At 64.8% G+C, this 23,327-nt stretch carries 22 protein-coding genes and 1 riboswitch; of the genes, 14 read left to right on the plus strand and 8 right to left on the minus strand.

Annotation, left to right across the window (positions count from 1 at the left end; all coding sequences use genetic code 11):
* Positions 1-387 precede the first annotated feature (387 nt).
* Positions 388-690 carry a hypothetical protein gene (locus VMV82_03870; GenBank protein ID HUY40686.1) on the plus strand — a complete coding sequence of 101 codons (303 nt, stop codon included), beginning with the start codon at positions 388-390 and terminating at the stop codon, positions 688-690.
* Here the strand turns inward: VMV82_03870 and VMV82_03875 are convergent.
* The gene (locus tag VMV82_03875) at positions 687-1,910 is read right to left on the minus strand and encodes a hypothetical protein (GenBank protein HUY40687.1); all 1,224 of its coding nucleotides are present in this window, start codon (positions 1,908-1,910) and stop codon (positions 687-689) included. The genes VMV82_03870 and VMV82_03875 overlap by 4 nt on opposite strands.
* 267 nt (positions 1,911-2,177) lie before the next feature.
* Here VMV82_03875 and VMV82_03880 point away from each other — a divergent pair, with 267 nt between their 5' ends.
* The 5 genes from VMV82_03880 to VMV82_03900 are packed head-to-tail and all read left to right on the plus strand — an operon-like array spanning position 2,178 to position 7,456.
* Positions 2,178-3,536: an efflux RND transporter periplasmic adaptor subunit gene (locus VMV82_03880; GenBank protein ID HUY40688.1), complete on the plus strand. Its 1,359-nt coding sequence runs from the start codon at positions 2,178-2,180 to the stop codon at positions 3,534-3,536.
* Entirely contained in the window at positions 3,536-4,237 is a 702-nt protein-coding gene (locus VMV82_03885) for an ABC transporter ATP-binding protein (protein ID HUY40689.1), read from the plus strand. The genes VMV82_03880 and VMV82_03885 overlap by 1 nt, the downstream gene beginning before the upstream one ends.
* A 2-nt stretch (positions 4,238-4,239) precedes the next feature.
* Entirely contained in the window at positions 4,240-5,451 is a 1,212-nt protein-coding gene (locus VMV82_03890; protein ID HUY40690.1) for an ABC transporter permease, read from the plus strand.
* Positions 5,448-6,119, plus strand: a complete 672-nt coding sequence (locus VMV82_03895; protein HUY40691.1) for a response regulator transcription factor — start codon at positions 5,448-5,450, stop codon at positions 6,117-6,119. The genes VMV82_03890 and VMV82_03895 overlap by 4 nt, the downstream gene beginning before the upstream one ends.
* On the plus strand, positions 6,116-7,456 hold the full coding sequence (locus tag VMV82_03900; GenBank protein ID HUY40692.1) for a HAMP domain-containing sensor histidine kinase: 1,341 nt from the start codon (positions 6,116-6,118) through the stop codon (positions 7,454-7,456). Before VMV82_03895 ends, VMV82_03900 begins: the two co-directional genes overlap by 4 nt.
* Before the next feature lie 41 nt (positions 7,457-7,497).
* Here VMV82_03900 and VMV82_03905 read toward each other — a convergent pair whose 3' ends face one another.
* Complete coding sequence (locus VMV82_03905; protein ID HUY40693.1) at positions 7,498-7,680, minus strand: metallothionein; 183 nt, start codon at positions 7,678-7,680, stop codon at positions 7,498-7,500.
* Between the two features lie 126 nt (positions 7,681-7,806).
* Between VMV82_03905 and VMV82_03910 the strand changes: the two genes are divergently transcribed.
* The gene (locus VMV82_03910) at positions 7,807-10,941 is read left to right on the plus strand and encodes a diguanylate cyclase (protein HUY40694.1); all 3,135 of its coding nucleotides are present in this window, start codon (positions 7,807-7,809) and stop codon (positions 10,939-10,941) included.
* A 23-nt stretch (positions 10,942-10,964) separates the two neighbouring features.
* Here the strand turns inward: VMV82_03910 and VMV82_03915 are convergent, their stop codons facing one another.
* Positions 10,965-13,286, minus strand: coding sequence for an MFS transporter (locus VMV82_03915; GenBank protein ID HUY40695.1), 2,322 nt, complete (start codon positions 13,284-13,286; stop codon positions 10,965-10,967).
* An 84-nt stretch (positions 13,287-13,370) separates the two neighbouring features.
* Positions 13,371-14,033 (minus strand): hypothetical protein, encoded by a 663-nt coding sequence (locus VMV82_03920; protein HUY40696.1) that lies wholly within the window; start codon positions 14,031-14,033, stop codon positions 13,371-13,373.
* Positions 14,034-14,081: 48 nt separating this feature from the next.
* On the opposite strand from VMV82_03920, the gene VMV82_03925 reads away from it, so the two are divergent.
* Positions 14,082-14,393 (plus strand): DUF962 domain-containing protein, encoded by a 312-nt coding sequence (locus VMV82_03925; protein ID HUY40697.1) that lies wholly within the window; start codon positions 14,082-14,084, stop codon positions 14,391-14,393.
* Between the two features lie 199 nt (positions 14,394-14,592).
* Here the strand turns inward: VMV82_03925 and VMV82_03930 are convergent, their stop codons facing one another.
* On the minus strand, positions 14,593-15,354 hold the full coding sequence (locus tag VMV82_03930) for an inositol monophosphatase family protein (protein HUY40698.1): 762 nt from the start codon (positions 15,352-15,354) through the stop codon (positions 14,593-14,595).
* A gap of 11 nt (positions 15,355-15,365) precedes the next feature.
* Entirely contained in the window at positions 15,366-16,205 is an 840-nt protein-coding gene (locus VMV82_03935) for a serine hydrolase (GenBank protein HUY40699.1), read from the minus strand.
* A gap of 56 nt (positions 16,206-16,261) precedes the next feature.
* Here VMV82_03935 and VMV82_03940 point away from each other — a divergent pair, with 56 nt between their 5' ends.
* The 3 genes from VMV82_03940 to VMV82_03950 all read left to right on the plus strand — a co-directional run bounded on the left by VMV82_03940 (position 16,262) and on the right by VMV82_03950 (position 18,004).
* Complete coding sequence (locus VMV82_03940) at positions 16,262-16,708, plus strand: hypothetical protein (GenBank protein HUY40700.1); 447 nt, start codon at positions 16,262-16,264, stop codon at positions 16,706-16,708.
* Positions 16,708-17,172 carry a DUF1003 domain-containing protein gene (locus VMV82_03945; GenBank protein ID HUY40701.1) on the plus strand — a complete coding sequence of 155 codons (465 nt, stop codon included), beginning with the start codon at positions 16,708-16,710 and terminating at the stop codon, positions 17,170-17,172. Before VMV82_03940 ends, VMV82_03945 begins: the two co-directional genes overlap by 1 nt.
* A 67-nt stretch (positions 17,173-17,239) precedes the next feature.
* The gene (locus tag VMV82_03950; protein ID HUY40702.1) at positions 17,240-18,004 is read left to right on the plus strand and encodes a thioesterase family protein; all 765 of its coding nucleotides are present in this window, start codon (positions 17,240-17,242) and stop codon (positions 18,002-18,004) included.
* A 7-nt stretch (positions 18,005-18,011) separates the two neighbouring features.
* Here the strand turns inward: VMV82_03950 and VMV82_03955 are convergent, their stop codons facing one another.
* Entirely contained in the window at positions 18,012-18,479 is a 468-nt protein-coding gene (locus VMV82_03955) for a hypothetical protein (GenBank protein HUY40703.1), read from the minus strand.
* Between the two features lie 642 nt (positions 18,480-19,121).
* On the opposite strand from VMV82_03955, the gene VMV82_03960 reads away from it, so the two are divergent.
* The 3 genes from VMV82_03960 (at position 19,122) to VMV82_03970 (ending at position 22,511) form a co-directional block, all read left to right on the plus strand.
* Positions 19,122-19,421, plus strand: coding sequence for a cupin domain-containing protein (locus tag VMV82_03960; protein ID HUY40704.1), 300 nt, complete (start codon positions 19,122-19,124; stop codon positions 19,419-19,421).
* A gap of 126 nt (positions 19,422-19,547) precedes the next feature.
* Positions 19,548-19,846, plus strand: a riboswitch (M-box (ykoK) riboswitch).
* 77 nt (positions 19,847-19,923) lie between these two features.
* Positions 19,924-21,225: a CBS domain-containing protein gene (locus tag VMV82_03965; GenBank protein HUY40705.1), complete on the plus strand. Its 1,302-nt coding sequence runs from the start codon at positions 19,924-19,926 to the stop codon at positions 21,223-21,225.
* Positions 21,225-22,511 carry an Nramp family divalent metal transporter gene (locus tag VMV82_03970; protein HUY40706.1) on the plus strand — a complete coding sequence of 429 codons (1,287 nt, stop codon included), beginning with the start codon at positions 21,225-21,227 and terminating at the stop codon, positions 22,509-22,511. The genes VMV82_03965 and VMV82_03970 overlap by 1 nt, the downstream gene beginning before the upstream one ends.
* Here the strand turns inward: VMV82_03970 and VMV82_03975 are convergent.
* The gene (locus VMV82_03975; protein HUY40707.1) at positions 22,480-23,310 is read right to left on the minus strand and encodes a sensor domain-containing diguanylate cyclase; all 831 of its coding nucleotides are present in this window, start codon (positions 23,308-23,310) and stop codon (positions 22,480-22,482) included. The two genes, VMV82_03970 and VMV82_03975, sit on opposite strands and share 32 nt — an antisense overlap.
* Positions 23,311-23,327: the final 17 nt, after the last annotated feature.

Here is a 23,327-nt window from a genome sequence, read left to right on the forward strand (position 1 = left end):
GACGCGCCGTCGAAATCCGAGCCTTGCGCGGCAGACTCTCTCAAATACTGGATAAACCGCGGACGCGCGGGCAACGCGTTGAGCGCATCGTCGGCTTCGAAGTGCCAGAGTCCGGTGAGGCTGCCCTCATGTTCGAAATCCCGATGCATGGTAGTGCGGCCTCCAAGATTCGGAAAGGCCGGGTGCCCGCGACTCCGTAGGCGAGGCGGGGCCAGTCCCTACCATCTTACCCATCCGGAGCGCACCAGCGGGCGACGCGCAGACGAGTACGCAGAACGTGTCGCTCGCGAAGATCGTCAAGAGAGCCTGCCCCGCACCCCATGCCCGAGCGGCCGCTCGTTTTTCGAAGAATAACGCGAGCGATCGCACCCTCGTTCTGCGTTTGCGTTGAGCGCGGCTCGCCTCACCGGCGCGACTGCGTATCGCGTCTCACTCCTCGAAGTACAAACCGTCGATGGAGCGCCCGCATTTCATCTCCGGCTCGCGGCGCGGCAGGACGCGTCCGTTCATCCTCTGACCGACGTTTTCGTGGACGAACGGAACGATCCGGCGATTCAGGCGAAGTCCAGCGTGATGATGCCGTGGCTGATCGCCTCGGGTAGTGTCGAGGCAACCATTCACGCGTATTTTCGAACGGTTTCCGGGAGCGTGACGTTCGCGTCATCGAACGTCACGCTCCCCTCGAGTTAGGAAACCGGCTTTCCCGGAGCTCTCGTCTTCTGCGGGTGAGGCGCGGGGTGAGGAGCAGACGGAGCGCGCGGCGCTACGTGCCGGGCCGGCGCATGATTGACCGGTGCCGGGTGATAGACCGGCGCCACGTGCCGAACCGGCGCATGATAGACCGGTGCCACGTGCCGAACCGGCGCATGGTAGACCGGTGCCACGTGCCGAACCGGCGCGTGGTAGACCGGTGCCACGTGCCGAACCGGCGCGTGATATGGTGCCGCTGTATGATGCACCGTCGGCGCTGCGTGGTGCACGACCGGCGCTGCGTGGTGCATGACCGGCGCTGCGTGATGCATGACCGGCGCTGCGTGGTGCATGACCGGCGCTGCGTGGTGCACGACCGGCGCTGCGCGGTGCATGACCGGCGCTGCGTGGTGCATGACCGGCGCTGCGTGGTGCAATGTCGCGTTGTGTGTCATGATTCGCTGACGTACGACCGTAGGCGGCAGCAGGTGCGCGCGCGCCGCGGCCCGATCCTGAGCCCGAATCGGCGCAAAGTGCGCGGGGAGCCTATGCGTCGTGAACGGGCGAGGCGCCACTACCACAGCAGGCCTTCCATGATTCACGCGATAGAGCAACCCCCGATCCTGTGCCGCAACGCGCACGTGATTTACCTGTAACGGCGTCATCGGCCGACGACGGAGGTGGAGTACGGCGCTCTGGAAGTGCGTCGGCCGAGCCGGGTTACCCCCGTAGCCGCCATTGTAGCTCACACGCCGGTTCCAAACCGTGTCGCGAGCGACCACGGCGCGATCGTAGTAAACGTTGCGTGCGATGCCGATGTTCACGTTGCTGGCGGCGCGGTTGTAATAGAAGCGGTTGCCCCGCCAGGATCCGCCGGCATACCCGTTGCCGTAGTAGCCGCCTCCGTAGTTGATGCCGCCATAGAATCCGACTTGCGGAGCCCAGTAGCCGTCCTGCCAGTCGTAGCATCCGCAGTACGGATCCCACGCCCAGTATCCGGGCGTCCAATAGAGCCCGACCTGAGGCGCGAGCACCCAGGTCCCGGGGACCCAGTAGTATCCGCCCGGGCCCCATGCCCAGTATCCTGGCATCCAAATGAAGTCCGGCCCGGGGGCGGACGGTTGGTAGTACACCGGCAGCGATGGTGGTGCCAAGTTGACATAGATCCCGACGCCGATGCCGATCGAGACTTGTGCCGACGTCGGCGCCGGCACTGCCATGAAAGAGAAGATGATTGCGCCTGTGAGGGCCGCGATGGTTCGCATGATGTTCCTCCGTCTCTTGAACGCGAACTCTGTTAAGGATGTTTCTCACTTCGTTCGTACCCTAAACGTGACAATCAGCGCTCGCTTGCTATCGGATAGGCAGCTTCTCCAACTCCTGTCAGCTTCCGCCGCTAGGATAAGTCTGCAATGTCAGCTTCACCGCAATCACTGCCCGCCCCAAACGCGAAAGCGGGCGCGACCCTCGAACGCCTCGCGCACCTCGTGCGTAACCGGTTTGTGCTCGGCGGCTTGGGCCTGCTGCTTGCGGTTGCCATCTTTGCGGCAGTCATTTCATCACATGCTCGCGCCGTCACATCGTACGTAACGGCGCCGGTCGAGCGGCAAACCCTCGTTCAGAGCGTCTCCGCGTCGGGCACGGTCAACCCGCAAAATACGGTGAGCGTCGGCACGCAGGTCTCGGGCACGATCTCCGAGATCGACGTTGACTTCAACAGCAAGGTTCGCAAAGGGCAAGTGCTCGCGCGGCTCGACCCGAGCACGCTGCAGGCGCAGCTGAATCAAGCACAGGCTTCGCTCGCACAAGCGCAAGACCAGGCCTCAGTGCAAGCCGATACAGCTCTTTCTGCGCAAGCCGGCATTTCGTCGGCCGGCGCAACCCTCACGCGCATGCGCAGCGCGCTCGCTCTCGCGCAGAACGTGCTGCAGCGCGATCAAAACCTTCTCGCACAAGGCTACGTGGCGCGCGCGCAAGTGCAGACCGATCAAGATGCGGTCGCCGCAGCCCAAGCGGCGCTTGAAACCGCACAATCGCAAGTCTTGCAGGCCGCATCGTCTGCAGCTGGAGGCGGCGCATCGGCCTCGGCCGCACAAGAAGCCATTGCCGCGCAGGCAGCGGTCGTACAGGAAGATCAGTTGAACCTCCAGCGCTCGGTGATCACGTCGCCGGTAAACGGCACGGTCGTCGCTCGCGAAGTCTCCGTCGGCCAAACGGTTGCCGCTAGCCTGCAGACCCCGACGCTCTTCACGATCGCGCAGGATCTCACGAAGATGGAGATCGACATCGCGGTCGGCGAGCCGGATATCGGCTCCGTGCGCCCGGGTGAGAACGTGAGTTTCACGGTGCTCGCGTACCCGAGCGACGTCTTCCACGGTGTCGTCACGCAAGTGCGCGTCAGTCCGACGACGGTAAACAACGTCGTAACCTACACGGTCATCACCAAGGTGAGTAACCCTGGCGGCAAGCTCCTCCCGGGAATGACTGCAACGGCGACGATCGCCGTCGCGAGCGCTCCCAACGCACTCGTCGTGCCGCTGCAAGCCGTGCACGCGCACACCGCCGGCACAGGACAAGCATCGCCGTGGGGCCAGACTGCGCAAGGATCGTCGGCACAAACGGTTGCCGCCGGCAGCATCGCAACGGTCGTCGTCGAACGCGGTGGCCAGGTTGCGCCGGTACGCGTGCGCGTCGTACTCGTGAGCGGTACGCAAGCCGCCGTGACGCCGCTCCAAGGGACGCTGGCGCTAGGCGACGCGGTCGTGATCTCCTCGACGGGCGCGCAACGCAGCACTCGCCCGGCCTCATCGGGGTCCGCGTTCGGCGCGATGAGAGCGCTTCACTGATGCAGCCGGTCGTCGACGTTCGAGGCTTGAAGAAGATCTACGCGCTCGACGGGCAGTCGATCGTCGCGCTCGACGGCATCGATCTGGAGATCGTGCCTGGCGAGTTCGTCGCGGTGATGGGGCCTTCGGGCTCAGGAAAGTCGACGTTCATGCACGTCGTCGGCATGCTCGACGTCCCGACGACCGGCCGGTATCTGCTCGAGGGCCGCGACGTCTCCGAGCTCGATGGTGACGCGCGCGCCGACATCCGCAATCGGCGTCTCGGCTTCGTCTTTCAATCGTATAACCTGTTGCCGCGCACGAGCGCGCTCGAGAACGTCGAGCTGCCCCTGGTCTACGCGGGTGTGCCGGAAGCCCAACGCACGAGCATCGCCCTCGAGAAGATGGAGATGGTCGGCATCGCGCAACTGCGCGATCACTATCCGAACCAGATGTCGGGGGGCCAGCAGCAGCGCGTTGCCATTGCGCGCGCGCTCGTGAACGATCCGGGACTCATCCTCGCGGACGAGCCGACCGGTGCCCTCGACAGCAAGTCTGCCGACGAGGTGATGCGGCTCTTCACCGATCTCAACGAGAAGAACGGCATCACGATCATGCTCGTCACGCATGAGCCCAACGTCGCTGCCTTCGCAAAACGCCTCGTGACTTTTCGTGACGGGCGCGTCGTCTCCGACACGCAACAGACGAGGACCGCGGCGTGAGCATGCGCGCCACGATGGCCCTCGCGATGCGCGCGCTTTTGCGCAACCGGTCGCGTTCGCTGCTCACCATGCTCGGCGTCATCATCGGCGTCGCAGCTGTCATCGTAACCGTCGCGATCGGCGCCGGCGCACGCGCGTCGGTGCAGCAGCGCATCGCAAGTCTCGGCAGCAACCTGCTGATCGTGCAGCCGGGGAGCGTGACCTCGGGCGGGGCTCGCAGCGGCGCCGGAGGTGCCTCGACGCTCACCGCGCAAGACGGGATCGCCATCGCCGCGTTGCCGGGCGTCGCCGCCGTGACCCCGACGGTTGGCGTGCGCGCGCAAGCGGTGGCCGGAAACCAGAACTGGCAGACGCTCGTCAACGGCGTCGCGCCGACGTACACGTTCGTGCGTAGCTGGCCGCTCGCGTCGGGGAGGTTCATCTCGCAGAATGACGTCGCAAGCGCCGCAAAGATCGCCGTGCTCGGTCAGACGGTGGTCCAAAACCTCTTCCCCGACGGCTCGTCGCCGATCGGGCGCAACGTCCTCATCAGCGGCGTCCCGTTCACGATCGTGGGAACGCTTAGCCCGATGGGACAGAGCGGCCCGGGGCAGGACCAAGACGACACCATTCTCGTGCCGTACACGTCCGCAATGGAACGGTTGACGGGGCAAACCACCGTGAGCGCGCTCGACGTGTCCGCCGCGAATAGCGATCAAGTGAGCGTGGTGCAAACGGAGATCACGACGCTGCTCGAGCAACGGCACCGCATCGTCGCACCGCGACCGGACGACTTTCAGGTGCGCAATCTACAAGACGTCGCGGCAGCAGCGTCTTCGACCGGCGCGGTGATGGAGTTCTTGCTCGCGGGTGTAGCGGCGGTCTCGTTGATCGTCGGGGGCATCGGCATCATGAACATCATGCTCGTCTCGGTCACCGAACGTACGCGAGAGATCGGGTTGCGCATGGCGCTCGGCGCGCGCGCAAAGACGATTTTGAGCCAGTTCCTGACCGAAGCCGTGATGCTCTCGACCTGCGGCGGCGCGATCGGCATTGGGGTCGGTATCGCAGGAACGGTGCTCGTCTCGCTCCTGGCGAAGTGGTCCACGGTGATTCCGCTTTCGGGCATCCTCGCGTCGGTGCTCTTCTCGGCACTCGTCGGCATCTTCTTCGGATACTATCCCGCACGCAAAGCGTCGCTGCTTAGCCCGATCGACGCACTCCGCTTCGAATGACACGCGTCCTCGTCATCGACGACGAACGCCGGATACGCGAGTTGCTCGAGCTCGCGTTGACGCACGACGGCTACACGGTGCGTAGCGCGCTGGACGGTGCCTCGGGCCTCGCGCTCGCCAAGGAGTTCGATCCCGATCTCATCGTGCTCGACGTGATGATGCCGCAAATCGACGGCATCGCGCTTCTTCCGATGTTGCGGCGTGTAACCGACGCGCCGGTCATCATGCTCAGCGCCAAGGGCGAGCTCGAGAATCGCGTCGAAGGTTTGGTCCATGGTGCCGACGATTATCTGAGCAAGCCGTTCGAGCTCTCGGAGCTGCTCGCGCATATCGGCGCGAAGCTGCGACGGCCGCATCTGGAACATACCGATCGCCTGCAGTACGCTGACGTATCGCTCGATCTCGAAAAGCGCAGCGCCGAGCGCGACGGAAGACCCCTCGACCTCTCGCGCCTGGAGTTCGATCTGCTCGCAACGCTCGTACGCCGGCCGAAGCGGGTCTTCACGCGCGACGAACTCCTCGATCTCGTCTGGGGCGACGAGCGCGACGTCACCGAGGGCGCGGTCGAGCGATACATCTCGTACTTGCGCGCAAAAGTCGACGGTGGCTTCCCGACCCGCCTCATCCACACCGTGCGCGGCGTCGGCTACGCGCTGAAATCAGAATGAACACGTTCCAGGCTTTCGCTTGGCGGATTACGCGCAGTTACGTCGCCCTCGCTTGCGCGCTGGTCCTCGTGGTCGTGCTCGTGTCGACGCTGCTGGCGTTCCTGCTCTACGCGGGCACGCTCAACGAAGCCGTGACGCAGACTGCACGGCGAGCGGCGGACATGGCCGCGCAGGCGCGAACGCAGCACCTCACCACCGCGCAAACTGCCTCGAAGATCGTTTCGCGGCTCGAGCACGGACGAGTTCAGATCGTCGCATTCGACGACGCGCACCACCTGCTCGCGGGCCGGTTGCCACCGCCGTCGTTTGGACGCGAGCTGGTGGAGCCGTTCGGGTCGCTTTTCGGCGCCCATCCACAAATCGTGCGCTTTGCCGGCGGCATTCTCGTCATCGCGCCCAATCTTTCGCGATTCCTCGTGGTTCTCGGATGGTATTGGTCGATCATGATTCCGGTCGGCCTCGCCGCCGCGCTCGTCGCGTGGCTTGCTGGGCGCAATCTCACGCGACGCGCTCTCGACCCGCTCGAAAGCGTTACGTCCGCGCTGCGCCGCATCGCCGCCGGCGATTTTCAGCCCGAGCCGCTAGCAAACGGTGGGCGCGAGCTGAGCGCGTTGACGAGCGCATACAACGACGTCGCGCACCGCCTTACGGCTTCGACCGCGCAGCGCCGAGAAGACGATGCCAGGATGCGCCAGTTCATCGCCGACGCCGGTCACGAGCTGCGTACGCCGCTCACCGTCATCATGGGATACTTGGACATGCTTCGGCTCGGGGCGATCACCGACGGTCCGAACGTTTCGCGCATTCACGAAACGATGAGAGACGAGAGCCATCGCATGCGAGCGGTAATTGAGAAGTTGATCCTGCTCGCGCGGCTCGACAGAGCACCGACTCAGCCCGCCAAGACGCTCGATGTTTCGGCGGTCGTCCGCAGCGTCGCTGCGGAGCTCGCTCCCCTCGCGGACGACCGCATCGCCGTCGACGCTCCGCGGGCTGCACCGGTGGAAGCCGATGAATCCGAGCTCTACGAAGCCCTCAAGAATATCATCGATAACGCCGTGAAGTACGCGCCGAACTCGCCCATCGAGATCTCCGTCGATCCGGGAGAGGACGTTGTCATCTCGGTATCCGATCGAGGTCCGGGAATAGAAGCGGCGGATCTGCCGCACGTCTTCGAGCGATTCTATCGCGGCAACCGCCGGCACGATGCCGAGGGTTCTGGGTTGGGCCTCGCGATTGCGAAGAGAGCGATCGAACGCGCGGGTGGCTCGATTGCGCTGGAGAGCTCGCCCGGTGCCGGAACGTGCGTGACGGTTCGGCTTCCGTCATTACTATAAATGAAACCCGAGACGATACAGCCTGGGCGAAAGAAGGGTAGTCAGGGAGTGTCGCAGGGCGGGTGGCCGCAGGCGCACGCTCCCTCTTCTTCGCGGTCGCTCGCGCGATAGCAGTACCCGCTACAGAACCGCGCATCGGACTCTTCGAGCTCTTCTTCGGCAAATTCGGCCTCGACGGTGCAGAGGCAGGGCTCGTGCGCGCACTTGAGCGTCTCAGTGACCATGCCTCATGATTCCCACGCGATGAGTCCTGCCCTGCACGCTATCCACAAGCTTCTTTGCAGAATCTTAAAGCGGTGCGGCACGCTGCCGTGCACGTTCTGGGGGCAACCGGCCGTAGAATATCTAGGATGCCTGAAGCCAGCGCGTTTCCCCCTTCCTTCCCGGCGGCAAAGCGCATCGACGTCGGAGAGCTGATCCGCCAGGTCTCCGAGGTTTTGGCAAGCGAACAGCCGCTGGCGGAGAGCGTCACCGAGCTGTGCACGTTGCTCGCTCACGCGTTCGGCGCTCGTTCCGTCTCAATCTTGCTCGACGACCCGGGGCGCCCGTGCGCGGAGTACCGCTACGACATGCCGCTCGGGCTGGTCGGTGAAAGCATCGAGTACGCGGAGAGCGTCCCGCTGCAAATCGGTCAACAGTCCATCGGCGCGCTGACGATCGCTCCGAGATCGCGCGACAGTCTCGCGAGCCACGACGTCTCGACGCTCGAAACGTGCGCGCGCTACATCGCCGTCGGGTTGCGCAACGCGCGCCTCGCTCATACGAACGACGACCTCGAGCGCCTCATCGAGGTGGACCCCCTGACCGAGGTCGGCAATCGGCGTCGCTTCGACCTGCGCATCGACGCCGAGTGGCGCCGGTGCTCCCGCAATCAAGAGCCGCTCTCGGTCGTCATGATCGACGTCGATTACTTCAAAGAGTTCAACGACCGATACGGTCACGTTGCCGGCGACGCGTGCTTGCAGCGGATCGCGAAGGCGCTCTCGGGCTCGACCATGCGCGCTAGCGACGTCGTTACGCGGTACGGCGGCGAGGAGTTTGCGGTGCTGCTCGCCGAGACCGATCTCGCGGGTGCGGTCGCCGTCGCCGAGAACATTCGTCTCGCCGTCGAACGGCTGCAGATTCCCCATGCCGGAACCTCCATCGGTACCGTCAGCATCAGTGCCGGCGTCGCCACGGTGACACCGAGCCCGAACGAAGCTTCCGCCGCGCTCGTCGAAGCGGCGGATCTCGCCCTTTACCGCGCAAAGTCCGCTGGAAGAAATCGAATCGTCGCGGGGGCATACGTCTCCGAAGGATCCATCGTACAACGCTGCGGCGTTCAAACCGCGACGAACCTCCCGATTCCCCTGACGACCTTTCTCGGCCGTCGCAACGAGATCGCGCAGATCGAGCGCCTGCTGCAGAACACGCGATTACTGACGCTCGTCGGGCCCGGCGGGGTAGGCAAGACGCGCCTCGCACTCGAGGTTTCGGCTTCGCACGCGGGCGCACGTTCCGTGACCTTCGTCGATCTCGCACCGGCCGTCTGTCCGGCAGCCGTCGGCCCCACGATCCTGAGGGCCTTGGGCCTCCACGACGAGCTCGCGCACAGCACGGAAGAGACGATCTGCCATCATCTCGAGCACAACGGCGGACTGTTGGCCGTCGATAACTGCGAGCACGTCCTGGTCGAATGCGCGCGGCTCGCGGAACTGCTTTTGCGCACCGCTCCCGGCGTGACGATCATCGCGACGAGCCGCGAGCCGCTTGGCGTCCGCGGGGAAGCCACGTATCGCATTCCAACGCTCGAGATTCCGCCCGAAGGAGCACCGCTCACGGCGCAAGAGGCACTCGCGTACGACGCCGTACACCTCTTCGTCGATCGCGCGAAGCTCGTCGATCCGGCATTCGAGCTCACCAACGAGAACGCGAATGCCGTCGCACGCATCTGCCGCCGAATCGACGGCATTCCTCTGGCCATCGAGCTAGCGGCGCCCCGGCTGCGGATGATGACGCTCGAGCAGATCGAGCGTGGACTCGACAACCGCTTCACGCTGCTGACGAACGGACAGCGCAATGCTCTTCCGCGCCAGAAGACGCTGTACGCGCTCATCCGCTGGGGGTACGAGCTGCTCTCTCCCGGCGAGCAACGCGCGTTGCAGCGTCTCTCCGTGCTCATCGGGAACTGGGGCGCCGAGGCGGCCGTTGCGATTGCCGGCGATGCCGATCTCGGCGCCGACGAAGTTCTCGACCTCGTCAGCGCGCTCGTCGACAAGTCGCTGCTGATCGTCGAGCCGCGCGGAAATGAGATGCGCTACTACGCACTCGAATCCACTCGCGCGTTTGCGGCGGAGTGCTTGCAGGAATCCGGTGAGGCTGCGCACGCCGCACGCGCGCACGCGCGCTATTTCTACGACCTCATCGTGCGCACGATGACTGCAGACGAGCGCGAAGACGCGGCCGCCTTCAAGGCGATTCGCGGCGAATACGACAACATCCAGGCGGCGCTGCGCTGGACGCTCGTCGCACGCGGCGACGCCGAGCTGGGAGTAGCTCTCGTGGACGCGCTATGGGAGTTCTGGCAGGGCAGCGCCCGTTATCGCGAAGCGCAACGCTGGCTCGACCACACGCTCAAGCTCGACATCGGAGAGGATCGCTCGCGGTCCGTCGCTGCACGTTTGGCCAAAGCCACGATGAATCTCGGAGAAGCCCAGCAAACGCTCGACCGCGCGCTTCCGCTCATCGATAGGTGCGCGCAGGCGTCCGACGGCAGCGGGCTGCATTTGGCGCGACGCATGGCCGCCTCCGCGTATTTCGAGCTAAACGACACGCCGCACGCTCGCGAGCAAATTCAGGCGATGTTGGCAGAGCCGTGCGTGGGCCCGGAGGAGCGGGCGCTCTCGCTCGGCTATCTCGCCTACGTCGAGATGCACGATGGAAGCGTTGAAGAAGCGCTGAGCCTTCTAGCCGAAGCGGTTACCCTCGACGTGCCGCCGAGCATCCAGTCGTGGATTCACGAATACTATGGAATAGCGCTCTTTCTCAGCGGGCGCACCGCGGAAGCGGTCGAGCACGCGCAAGCGTGTCTCGCATACGAAGACAGCGTGCACAACGGCACGCGCGGCGCGCTCGCGTCATTGACGCTCGCGTGGTGCTGGCTCGCAGCAGGCGAGTTCGGTCGCGCACGGATTGCCCTGCGCCGCTGCATACGTGAGTCGACGCTGACGACGCGACCGGATTATCTCTGCGCATGCTTTGACGCGTTCGCGCTCCTGGCAGCGGAACGCGGCGAGCCCGCTCGCGGCGCGACCATTCTGGGCTTCGCGCGCGCAGAACGCAGTCGCCGTGGAGTACGCGCACCGTTCCAACGGATTCTCTCCATGATCAACGAAGCCCAAGCATCAATGCAGCAGAGCGTCGGCACCCCGGCGTTCGAATCGGCGATCACGCGAGGCGGATGGCTCTCGCTGGAAGCGGCGACGAACGAGGCGCTCGCGATCTAGGCGCGACCAGATCGCCACCTTCCCTAGCGCGGGGGCCGTTCGCGCAGAGCGGCAGCGCCGGCAAGCGTTTCGCGCAAGAACGTCGCCTGGAAAGCCACCATGTCGGTGACCCCCGGAAACTGCGGATGACGTTTGCCGTCGCCGAGTCGCCGCAACCCCGCAAGCGCGGCGCGCGTCATTGCCCGCGGATTGCGCCGCAGCTCCGGATCGACGAAGAGCTCGGCCGGAAGCTCGCGTAACTGCCGCTCTACGTCTGCGATGGCCGCCTCGTCGTCGATCGGGGCGTCGTAGCCGTCGAGGTACGTCGCCAAGAGCTGACTCGCCGTTATGGGGCGGCTCGCGGCAAGCGTATCGCGCAGGCGATCGCGATCCTCGAGTTTCACGATGTGATAGAGCATCGAGAGACGCCGTCCGACGAATACGTCGTAGCTCACGCCGGCAACATACGTCTGCTCTGCAACGGGAGCCAGGCGATCGAGAATCCCGTGCATGGGCAAGAGCGCTCCCGTCGTCGTGTAATGGCCTTCCGGCGTGAGAAAGAACGTACCGCCGGATGCGACCACGTTCACGATGCGCGCGAAGTCTTCGTCGAGCGTGCGCCGCATCGCATCCAGCTCCTCGCGGCGGTATGGCTCGCGCAGGCTCGACAGGCGTACGTACCGCTGCCCCTTCTCGAAGTTCTCCCGGCTCCAGAAATCCGCCGTCGTCGTCCCCGGCGCGAACTGCGACGCGACCCGCTCGTCGAAAAGCTCGACGAGCGGCATGCGCCCGTGCCGCAAACCCGCAGACCACCCCAAGCTTGCGATCGTGCGCGATCCGAGCTCGTTCTCGATTGGCAGCAGACCGATTCCGTAGAAGATCGCGCCCCCGTTGAACCGGCGCAAAAACGGCATGCGCAGTCGAACGGCGAGAAACCCGGGCTCGTACATGCGCCGCGAGGACGCGCAGAAGATCGGCTCGCGCCACGCACGGCTCGTCACGGAGAGCGTCGAGGCGAGCGCCGGCGACTCGAGATCGTGCTGATGATTCGCGATGACGAGCGTCGAGCCGCGACGCGCGGGGAAGCGGCCCCAGCCACGCACGCGGTAGGCGACGTGCACGTACGCAGCGTTTCCGAGAATGACGACGAAGCGCAGCGGCACGCTCCAGACGGACGAGAGCGGCTTTCGACCGATGCGCAGCACAACGAGCGCCGCCGCGGTGAAGCTGAGACCTGCAATGCCGAAGACGATCTGATACCCGACGCGCGAACCGGCGAAGGCCGCGAGGACCGCGCCGCCGACGAGCGGCGCGACGACGTTGGGGAGATGCGTCGCGATTCCCCAGATGCCCAGGTCGCGTGCGACGTCACGCAGCTCCGGCACGCTGTCCATCGCCAATGCCCAGCCCGTCGATATCACGCCTCCGAACCCGACGCCGAAGAGCGCCGCGAATGAGATCATCCAGCTCGGATCGGGCGCGTATGCGAAACCGAGCGCCGCAATCGCCATCGGTACCCCGGCGAGCGAAACGACGATGCGTCGCGGTACGCGGTCCGAGAGAAAGCCGAGCCAGATCGACGAGACGAGCGCACCGACGAGCGCGCTGATGCCCACGAGGCCCGTTCCCGCCGCAGGATTGCTGACGTGCAGGACGTCGTGAAAGAAGGTCAGCACGAACGTCATCAGCAGCGTCAGGCCAAAGAACACCGCCGCGCGCGCAGCAAAGATGATGTGGAAGTCGTGCCAGTCGCGGACGCGAACGTGTTCGGGCTCGCTCCAGGCGCCCTCGTCGATTGCCAAAAGCGAGAACGAGAAGAGCACAAGGATCGCCGCCGTTGCGAGAAACGTCAAGCGCGAGTCGGGGAGCTCGCCTGCGATGCTCAGGCCGAGCACGGCACCGATCAGGGTGGCCGCGCCGCGGATTCCCGAGACGATTCCCCACTGCGCGCGAGGCACGATCTCGGGGAGGAGCGCCTGATACGCCGAGAGAGCGATGTTCGCTCCGGCGATCGCGACGATCGTAAAGAAGCAGAACCAAGAGAGATCCTGCGCCGTTGCAAGCCCGAGCAACGCGAGCACGTCGATGGCGAGCCCAAAGGCGACGAAGACGCGGCGCGAGCCGCCGCCGCGCCGCAACCGGTCCGAAAGCCACCCGGCGAACGGCGGCACGAGCATTGCGGCGAACGACGACGCCGACGAGAGCGCCGCGAGAACGGTGCGATACGTATGCGGCGTGAGATGGAGCAGGGCCGCGGGAATGGCGATCGCAAGGAGTGCGGCGTCCTGGAACGCGAGTGGTATCCAGAGCGCGTTCAGCAGCGTCCAGGAGCCGACTTCCTGCGCGCGCCCGTTTTTTTCGTTCAATGCGGAAGAAGAGCGCGCCACTCGGCGAGCAGGCCGAACCGCCGCACGCGCTCGGCGCCGATTGCGAAAGAGACCGCTACGCTACTAGCGCGCATCGACGGGGCTTGCGTCGATGAAGATTACGCCTCGGCCGTGCGCGCCATTGAGACGTCCGAGCGCGTCGATCGCCGCACCGATCGGCGTATTCGGGTCGAGCGCCTCGCTGATCGTGAAACCAGTCTGGGCGAGCGCCTGCGCATCGAGCGGTGCGCGCAAGAACGCCGGCAAATACCGAAACCGCGTAATCGCGGAGAGCATGAGGCCTGCCTTTCTCTGCACGAGCGACGGATCGACGGTCACGACGACGACGTCGTGCGCGCCCGAGCGTTCCGTTCGATCGAAAACGCTGAAATCGATGCCGATGCTGCGCGCCTGCGCACGCGCATCGTCGACGCCGCTTCCCCAAAGGCCGATGCGGTACCCGTCGGGAGGACGCGCGTCAAGCCGTCGCAGCCACGCGAGCAGGTCGTCGAAGGTCGCCTGCGTCGACGTCACGACTTCGTGCCCCTCGTACGTGCCTGCGCCGTCGCTGATGCCGAGCGCGTTGCGCTCGCTCGAAGAGAGCGACCGGTGCCAATCGCGCACCGCCAGCACGTTGCTCTGCGGATATAATGGAAACCCGGCCGGGTTGATCGGGGTCTGCCGCGCAGGCGTATGCGCGCACGAAACGAGCAGCGGCAGGAGTAGGACGACCAAGGTCACGCGCACGGAGGGTCGCTTCGAGGAGAAGGCGCTCAGGCCCCGTAAGCCCACCGGATGAAGTTCGACGACTTCTGGCCACGCTATCTCCTGGCGCATTCCGATCCGCGAACGCGCGCGCTGCACGTCGCCGGCACACTCGCCGGCACAGCGCTTGTCATCACCGCGCTCGCCGCACGAAAACCGTGGCTCGCCGCTATCGGCCTCGTCGCGGGATACGGACCGGCGTGGGCGTCGCACGCGCTCATCGAGCGCAACCGCCCGGAAACCTTTCGGGCGCCGATCGCGTCACTCCGTGCCGACTACATCATGGCGTGGCACGTGTTGCGTGGAACCATCGACGAGCAGTACGCAAAGATTCGCTCGTGAAACCGACGGACAAAGCTAAGGAACCTCTGAGCGGATTAATCAGAGGTTCCTTAACCCTTGCCGTCACATTCGTCGCCGTACCCGCCTCGTGGAAGCAGGAACTTGACGTGCGGTGGATTGTTCGAGCCGACTCGACCCTGCACGTACACCGCACGACGGCCGTTGAGCCCGCCCCCGTGAAACGTGATGACGCCGCCGCTCAGCGTGTTTCACCCCTAAGCAGCGCGCCCAGCTCGTCGTGGATCTTCCCATTGGTCGCGAGAATCGAGCCTGCGTCGAGCGCCGCTGCGCCGCCGTCGATGCGCGTGACCGTGCCTCCCGCTTCGCGAACGAGCAGCGTTCCCGCGGCGACGTCCCACGCGTGGAGATCGAACTCCCAGAAGCCGTCGAACCGGCCGCACGCGGCGTACGCGAGATCCAGCGCCGCCGCGCCGTCGCGGCGTACCGCCTGCGCGTGATGTGACGCGGCAGCGAACTGCGCCCCGTTGCGTTCGAAATCCGCAGGGTGAAACCCGGTGCAGACCAGCGCCTCCCCAAGCCACGGAATCTCCGAGACGCGAATCGACTGCCCGTTGAGCGACGCGCCGCCGCCGCGTTGCGCGGCAAAGCATTCGCGCATAGCCGGCGCGTAGACCACGCCCGCGACCAGCTCGCCATCTCGCTCGTAGGCAATAGAGACGTTCCACAAAGGATAGCCGTGCGCGTAGTTCGTCGTGCCGTCGAGGGGATCGACGATCCAGCGCTCCTGCCCGGTGCCGGCATGGAGCCCGCTTTCCTCGCTCAGAATCGTCGCTGTGGGAGAGGCGGCGCGTAAGCGCTCCACGACGAGCCTCTCGCTCGCCGCATCCGCAAGCGTCACGATGTCGGCGCGCCGTGCCTTTTCACGTATCTCCAGCGGGCCGTGCAGATGCTCGAGCAGCAGCGCTCCAGCCTCACGCGCGACGTCGAGCGCGAGTTCCAAGGGGTCGCGCTTCACGCTAGCTCGTCGATCCTTGCCGCGATCGTCCTCAGTCGCGCGTACGCCACGCGCGCGTCCTCAGGCTTGAACTGCGACAGCAACGCAACAACGTACGGGGCGCGCCCGTACGGATCCACGATCGCGACGTCGTTGCGCACGTCGGGTAAGACTCCGGTCTTGTTCGCGATCGGTACGCGCCGACGGACGCCGGCGGGTATCGTGTCGCGATCTTCCTGACGAAGCATGACGTCCACGATCGCCCTGCAGCTCTTTGCGCTCGCAACGTGCGTCGGCATCGCGCGCGCTCCGCGCTCGATGCCGAGCAGCACTCTCCCCATATCGCCCGCGCTCGTCGTGTTATCGATTCCGCGAGCGCGCGCCGCAAAATCCATGAAGTGGCGCTGCAGACGCGTTTGCTCGAGATCAAGCGAGGCGGCAACCGCGTTCACGCCGGCGAAGGAGAGGCGATCCGCGAGCACGTTCGCTGCGGTATTGTCGCTCTGGGTGACCATCGCATCGACGAGATGCCTGACGGATGCGCGCGATCCCGGCCGCACACTCCCAAAGCTCTGCGAAGCGCCCACGATCTCGCGCTCCGAAAGCCGCAGCGTATCGCTCCAGCGAAGCCTGCCGGCGTCGATCTCGCGAACCGCGCCGATGAGAATCACGAGCTTGATGACCGACGCCGAGGGCAAGCGACGGTTCGCGTCGTGCTGGGCAAATGGACGCGCGTCGTGCAGCCGTTGAGCAAAGATCGCGACCGTACCCGGGAAGGGCCATCGCTCGAGGCGCGGACCCGCGGCGAGGGCGGCGATTGCCGCAACGCCGCTGCCGATAAAGAGACGCCGCTCCATGGACGACGCGCTTTCCGGTAGGGGGTTCGCACCGCCTGCTGAAATTCAGGGCCACAATGCAGCGCTCTTTTATGTTTGTGGCAATCGTGGCGGCGCTTCTCCCGAGCGCCGTCCTTCCCGCGCCGGTTATCGCCTCGCCGGCACACGCGTGCGTCAATACGACGGTCACGATCGTCGAACCGCGCATCGTCAGTTACGGGCAAACGCACTTCACTCGCGCGGACTTTGCAAGCGGCGTGGAGGTAGCCTTCAACACGACGCTTGGCGTGAACGCCGCCGGGTCGGCCTCGGTCGTGCATTACGGGGGTGCCGGCGGCAACGCGTTGATGATGTCGGAACGACGCGGAGATCGCGTCCGCGTCTGTCTCGTCCACGTCCCCACGCGAGACCGCTACTGCAACCCGGTGACCGATTTACGCGGGCGCGTCTACACCGTCTACGATTATCGCCGGCACGCTTCGTATTCGGGAATGAATAGCGAACACGACTGCGGTGGTGCCTGATGCAGAGCGCCGCGCAAAGTCCCGCACAGGTCGACGACCACCCTCTCGTCCCGGACGTCAACGCGCAGCATTGCGATCGGCTCTCCGTGACGGAACGCGTCTGCCGGCGGATCGCCGATGCGACGGGAGCGCCGACAGCGCTGCTGCTCGCGATCCTTCTTCAGTTTGGATGGATCCTTTGGGGGACGCTGACGCACTGGGACCCGTATCCGTTCGCTTTTCTGCTCACGATTTCGAACATTCTTCAACTGATTCTCATCTTCGTCATCTCGGTCGCGCAAAAGCAACAGACGATGCATGCCGAGATACGCGCTGAAGCGGACCACGACACGATCTCGCGCCTGCTCTACCACGGCGAGGTCCAGGACCGCATTCTCGTTCGCCTCGCCGAGCGTGCGGGAGTCGACGTCAGCGATTTGGCGCCGATGATCGCGTCGCTTACAAAGCAGGCGTCGATGCCATGATCCACGCACCTCTTCTCGCCGCGGCCTGGCTCCGCGAAACGTTCTGGTAGTCGCGTTCTACGAGCCGATCGGCGCCCACGCGTTTCGCGCGACGTCGGCGACGAGCAGCCCCTGGGACCAGCGTCTTCAGCACGGGGGGCCGGTGTCGGCGCTGCTCGCTTCAACGATCGAACGCACGTATCCGCGGCCGGAGATGCGCGTGGCACAGGCCACGATCGACTTTCTCGGTCCGATGCCCCGCGCCGAGGTCAGCGTGCGCACCCAGATCGTACGGCCAGGCCGTCAGATCGAGCTCGGCGAGGCGACGATGGAGCACGACGGCAGAGTCTTCGCGCTCGCGCGCCTCTGGCGCATTCGCGTACTCGCACGAGAGGACGCGCAACCACGCGACGAGTCACCCCCGGACTTAAGCGGCGCTCGCGAACTGCGGGAGTTTCCCGGCTTGGAAGGGTGGGGATACGGTGAGGCGATCGCGTGGCATTTCGTCAGCGGCGGATACGCCTGCCCGGGTCCCGCTGACGTTTGGACGCACGTTCGCCTGCCGCTCGTCGCCGGAGAGGCGCTCCTTCCGCTGGAGCGCGCGCTGATCGTCGCGGACTCCGCCAACGGCGTGAGCGCCGAACGCGCTCTCGAGGAGTGGATCTCCGTTCCGCCGCGGCTCACCGTGACGTTTCTGCGCTATCCCGCCGGCGAGTGGATCCTTTTGCAGGCTCGCAGCACGCTCGCCGGCGACGGCATCGGAGCGTGCGTCTTCACGCTCGCGGACACCAGCGGCGCATTCGCCTACGGCTCGCAGCCGTTGCTCGTGGACCGTCGCCGGCCAGCGTTATAGCTGCAGATTAGTGGTTCGTCGGCTTCATCGCCGGATCGGGAATGCCGTTCGGACAGATGCGCGCCTGAGCGGCAGGCGATACGTAATAGGCATGCAGGTCGTAGTGCGGCACCGGAAACCCTTCGTGCCCATGCGGCTCGAACTCGAAATCGATGTGGTCGATGTGGTATCCGGGTAGCGCACGAACGTTCGCCCAGCTGAAGCCGTGCTGGAGTTGCGTTACCGAAACCATGATCTCGGTGAAGACCGGTTTGCCTTGCCAAACGCCGTAGATGGGTCCGTTCGGCAGATCCCGCAGCGCAGCCCAGTGTTCGCCCATCGTGCTGATGCACGGCGAGACGAGCACCGCGTTGCGCGGAATCCCGGCGGGATGCACTCTCGGCTGCGGCGGTAGCGCGGGGCCGGCAGGTGCGGCGACGGCGGCTGCGCCGACCAGCGCGCAGAGAATTACAATAGATGAAAGGCCTCGAAGCATAGATATCCTCCTTGGACTTTAAGAGGTTCTCCGTATCGACCCCTGCACCTACGATGGTACAGTCGTTGCCGTATCCGGCACGTCAGGCTCGTCGCGCGCTGGTGCTTACGCTCGTCGCGCACCTGCACTTAAAGAAGCCGCTCAGCTTAGACGACGCGCGGGCCCCAGCCGAGAAAGAAACTATCTCTACGCGGTAACGGCCGCGGAAGCGTCGGAACTTCCGACGCACCTTCTTCGGTCCCGCCGTGGGCAAGAACGCGGGATGTTTTGCAAGGCTCCTGTTCGCGAGCCTCTAGGTTGTTTTTCACAGTTACGACAGCATAGCACCCCGTCGCGTAAAACGACGAAGACAAAAGGAGGGCGAGCGCTATGCAGCAGCGCGAACGGCGTGTTCCTTGGCGAGACTCCGTGTGGGGCGTCAAGAGCTAGGGGAGCAATCGAGCCGTCTGCGCGTCGCGTAGTCCGTGGCTGGGTGCCTGCCGGAACGAGCGGCATCGCTTCTTTTCGTCTTCACAAAAGCGGCGTAACCTGTGCGGGATGAATACGAATGAACCCTACGCGGCCGCCATACAAGAGCTCGCACGCCGCAACTCTGACTTCCGGCGCGTACTGAACACGACCCAACGCTCCCAACTCGTTCTCATGTGTGTGCCGGCCGGCGGCGAAATCGGAGAGGAAATCCACGTCGGGACCGATCAAATTCTGGTCTTCGTCGAGGGCAACGGTGAGGCGATATTTGTGGGTGAGCGACGGCCGGTTGCCGCCGGCGATGTCGTCATCGTGCCCGCCGGCACGCAGCACAATTTCGTAGCGGGCACCAGCGGAGCTTTCAAGCTGTTTACCGTATACACGCCGCCTCACCATCGTCCGGGAACCGTCCATGCAACCAAAGCCGACGCAGACGCGGACATATCCGATCGGTATCCCTCGGACTCCCGATAGATAGCGCGTAGCCGCGCTTTGCGCTCGGAGCGTTAACCGGCCTCGACGCTTGCAGCCTCAAGCAGGGGGGGCTCGTTTTTCTCTGCCATCCCCGATCGGTGTTGACCGCAAGGACTATACTAAGAATGGATACCTCGCTAGGTGAGGCGTCCACGCAATACACAGGCCGCTGCCCGGAAACGTCGAGAGACGCCAATCGGGTGGACCAGGCTCCGCCGAAACAAGGCGATGCCTAATGCGGCTGAGGAGCACGACTCCCGGGGGGACGTGCATCTGCGAAGGTATTGCGCTGGAGTGCGAAGAGCGGAATCCCCCAAGGTGTGCTACGGCACGCGGGGGCTGACGCGACGAAGCAATCCGGTGCGAGACCCGAGCAAAACTCTACGGTGCGTGGTGCCAAAGCTCAGGGAGCGAATGAGGTAGGCCCTTCGGGACGCTTCTTCTTTCGCACCGGCCGCCGGCGAGGCAGCCGGTTTCGTATTTTGAAAGGGGGTGAGCAGCGGTGGCCTTTACCGAAGGATTCATCTCGGAACTCGTGGGGCGCAAGGCGACGATCGACGATCTGCCGATCGGCAAGGTAGCCGATTTCATCGTCAACAAACCCGACGACACGTTCCCCCACATCGATGCGCTCGTCGTGAAAACCGCGCAGGGCAGACGCATGGTCCCTATCGAGCAGGTCGCAGATATCGATCGCAACGGCACGGTCGCCCTGACGATGACGCCGAAGGACCCGGCTCCGCCTGACGGCGAGACGCTCTACCTCGTCTCGGATTTGCTCGACAAACAAATCGTCGACGTCGACGGCCGAAAAGTCGTACGCATCAACGACATCGAGATCGCGAGTACCGCCGGCCGGCTACGCGTCATCGCCGCCGACGTCGGCGTCAGCGGCCTGTTACGCCGCCTGGGCTTGCGCTCCATCGGCAGACGCCTTACGCGGGATATGTATCGCGGCGCACCGCGCTCACTCATTCCGTGGAGCTCCGTCGCGCCGATCAACGAGAAGAGTCCGGCGCAGGTGCGGCTCGCGGTCAAGCAGAGCAAACTTTCGCGACTCCACCCGTCGGAGCTGGCCGACATCATCGGCGACCTCTCGAAGCGCGAGGCACTCGCCATCGTCCAGCAGCTCGACGACGAGACCGCCGCCGATGCCTTCGAGCATCTCGAACGCGACGTGCAGAAATCGCTCATCGAGGATATCGGCACGGAGCGTGCGGCCGACATCATCGAGGAGATGGACGCGGACGACGCCGCCGATCTGCTGGCGGAGCTCCCGGAGGAAGACCGCTCCAAACTCCTCGGCGAGATGAACACGTTCACCGCGCACGAGTTGCGCGAGCTGGCGAAGTACCCCGAAGACAGCGCCGGCGGCCTGATGACGACGGACTTCGTATGGATCTATCCGCATCGCACGACCGAAGCGACGATTCGCAAGATCCGCGAGATCGCGCCGAACTCAGAGTTCATCTACTATCTCTACGTCGTCGACAAGCGCGACCGGCTGCTCGGCGTGATCTCGCTGCGCGCGCTGCTGCTCGCACTGCCGACGGCCTTCATCGAGCGCATCATGGAAACCGACGTCGTCACGGTCTCGCCCGAGACGCCCGCCGTCGAGGTCGCGGCGACCATCGCGAAATATGACTTGCTTGCCGTTCCCGTCGTACACGAAACGGGCGAGCTGCTCGGCATCGTCACCGTCGACGATGCGATCGACGCGATCATGCCGCATGAGATGGCGCGGCGGCTTCCACGCTTCACGCGCCATCACAAGCCGCACGCCGCTACGCCAGAGAACGGCTGATGACTCGGCGGCGCACCGGCATCCGGCAGCTGCTGATGTTCCTCTCCATCATCGGCCCCGGCATCATCACAGCCAATGCCGACAACGACGTCGGCGGCATCGCCACGTACTCTCTGGCCGGCGTGCAGTTCGGGTACTCGCTCCTATGGCTATTGATCCCCGTCACCGTCATTTTGTACGTGGCGCAAGAGATGGGCGCGCGGATGGGCGTCGTCACCGGCAAAGGCCTCGCCGATCTGATTCGCGAGAACTTCGGCGTCAAGGTCACGTTTTGGGTACTCTTGCTCTTCGTTTTGGGCGACCTCGGAAATGTGGCGGCCGAGTTTTCGGGCGTTTCGTCATCGGCTACGATCTTCCACGGGTACGCGCGCTTCATCTCGCCGCTCTGGCTCGTTCCGGTGGTCGCCATCTTTGTGTTCACCACCGTCACGAGCAATAGCCGCAAGGTGGTGGAACGCATCTTCTTCGCTTTTTGCGCGGTCTACCTCGCGTACATCGTGAGCGGGATCATCGTTCATCCGAACTGGCACGACGTGCTGCGCGGCACGTTCCTGCCGACGTTCACGCCGTCGAAGGCCTACTTCTTGATGATCGTGGGCGTCATCGGCACGACGATCGCGCCATGGCAGCAGTTCTACATCCAGGCGGCCGCGGTGGAAAAGGGCGTCCCGCGCGACGACTACAGGTTTACGCAATTGGACGTTGCCATCGGGTCGATCAGTTGCGACATCGTCGCTTTCTTTATCATCGTGGCGAGCGCTGCGACGATTTATGTCTTCAATCAAGCCCACGTCCACCATCACCTCGTGATCTCACTGCCGAGCGACGTCGCGATAGCGCTCCAGCCCCTCGCAGGAAGGTTCGCGTCGCTGCTCTTCGCCATAGGCTTGCTCAACGCCGCGATGTTCACGGCCTCGATCCTCCCGCTGTCGACCGCGTACTATGTCTGCGAAGCATTCGGATTCGAGCGGGGCGTGGAGCTGCACTTCAAGCAGGCCCCAATCTTCTACAGTCTGTACCTCGCGTTCATCCTCATCGGCGCCGGCGTCGTGTTGCTGCCGGGAGCGCCGCTGCTCGGAATCATCTTCTATTCGCAGGTCATCAACGGCGCGCTCCTGCCGATCGTGTTGTTCCTGATGCTGCTCCTCATCAACAACAAGCGTTTGATGGGAGCGTGGACGAACAGCCTCGCGTTCAACGTCATCGCATGGGCCACTGTGATCGTCGTCGCGACGCTCACGTTGATCTCGATCGTTACGTCGCTGTTTCCTTCGCTGGTCTCGTAGCGAGCGCCCACCCTTCGGCCTGCGATCTCGCCCGGTCGAGCGCGCGGTCTGCGGCCATGGCAAGCTCGCCGGCACTTTCGCCGTTCCCCGGAAAGACCGCGATGCCGACGCTCGCGCGCAGCTCGAGCGAAGCGACGTCGACGACGATCGGCGCGCGCAGCGCGAAGATGATCTTGCGCGCGACGTCGACGGCATCATCGGAATCGTCGATCATCGGCTGGAGCACGGCGAAGTCGTCACCGCCGACGCGCGCGATTGTGTCGCTCTCGCGAAGCACGGTCCGCAATCGTTGCGCGACCGCGCGCAAAGCGTCGTCGGGCGCCTCGTCCACGTCGACGTACATGAGCGCGAACCCGCGGCGGTACCGCCGAGCAGCCACGAGCGTCTGAGCGATGCGATCGTCGAGCAGCACGCGGTTCGGCAGGCCGGTAACCCCATCGAGAAGCGCGGCGCACTGCGGCAATATCTGTAGGAAGACGCCGTAGATGCGCCCCTGCAAACGCGCAGCGAACGCTTCACACGCCGCGGGAATCGCGGAGGCGTCGCACGTCGCGAGCTCCACCTCCAACCGCTCGCTACCGCCGCCGGCAGCACGGCGCATCGCGCGCTCGAGTCGCAGGCCGTCGCGACTGAGATCCCGGCACGTCAAACCCAAGAGCTGGCCCCGTGCGAAGCCCGTCAACCGTTCCGCCGCGCTATTGGCCGCAATGATGCGCGCATCGCCGTCGCAGAGCAACGTTGCCGTCGGGGACTCTTCGAAGAGCGAGGCGAGCACCTCGCGCGTTGCTGCAAACTCCATGCGATGAGTACCTCCGC

The organism is Candidatus Dormiibacterota bacterium (genome assembly GCA_035532035.1).
GTDB lineage: Bacteria > Vulcanimicrobiota > Vulcanimicrobiia > Vulcanimicrobiales > Vulcanimicrobiaceae > Tyrphobacter.

Bases quoted from the DNA above. Each gene is read 5' to 3' on its own strand.
- VMV82_03905 (HUY40693.1), bottom strand. From the start codon at position 7,680: ATGGTCACTGAGACGCTCAAGTGCGCGCACGAGCCCTGCCTCTGCACC.
- VMV82_03955 (HUY40703.1), bottom strand. From the start codon at position 18,479: ATGCTTCGAGGCCTTTCATCTATTGTAATTCTCTGCGCGCTGGTCGGC.
- VMV82_03945 (HUY40701.1), top strand. From the start codon at position 16,708: ATGCAGAGCGCCGCGCAAAGTCCCGCACAGGTCGACGACCACCCTCTC.
- VMV82_03910 (HUY40694.1), top strand. From the start codon at position 7,807: ATGCCTGAAGCCAGCGCGTTTCCCCCTTCCTTCCCGGCGGCAAAGCGC.
- VMV82_03875 (HUY40687.1), bottom strand. From the start codon at position 1,910: ATGGCAGTGCCGGCGCCGACGTCGGCACAAGTCTCGATCGGCATCGGC.
- VMV82_03895 (HUY40691.1), top strand. From the start codon at position 5,448: ATGACACGCGTCCTCGTCATCGACGACGAACGCCGGATACGCGAGTTG.
- VMV82_03900 (HUY40692.1), top strand. From the start codon at position 6,116: ATGAACACGTTCCAGGCTTTCGCTTGGCGGATTACGCGCAGTTACGTC.
- VMV82_03970 (HUY40706.1), top strand. From the start codon at position 21,225: ATGACTCGGCGGCGCACCGGCATCCGGCAGCTGCTGATGTTCCTCTCC.
- VMV82_03925 (HUY40697.1), top strand. From the start codon at position 14,082: ATGAAGTTCGACGACTTCTGGCCACGCTATCTCCTGGCGCATTCCGAT.
- VMV82_03890 (HUY40690.1), top strand. From the start codon at position 4,240: ATGCGCGCCACGATGGCCCTCGCGATGCGCGCGCTTTTGCGCAACCGG.
- VMV82_03975 (HUY40707.1), bottom strand. From the start codon at position 23,310: ATGGAGTTTGCAGCAACGCGCGAGGTGCTCGCCTCGCTCTTCGAAGAG.
- VMV82_03940 (HUY40700.1), top strand. From the start codon at position 16,262: ATGCAGCGCTCTTTTATGTTTGTGGCAATCGTGGCGGCGCTTCTCCCG.
- VMV82_03885 (HUY40689.1), top strand. From the start codon at position 3,536: ATGCAGCCGGTCGTCGACGTTCGAGGCTTGAAGAAGATCTACGCGCTC.
- VMV82_03960 (HUY40704.1), top strand. From the start codon at position 19,122: ATGTGTGTGCCGGCCGGCGGCGAAATCGGAGAGGAAATCCACGTCGGG.
- VMV82_03935 (HUY40699.1), bottom strand. From the start codon at position 16,205: ATGGAGCGGCGTCTCTTTATCGGCAGCGGCGTTGCGGCAATCGCCGCC.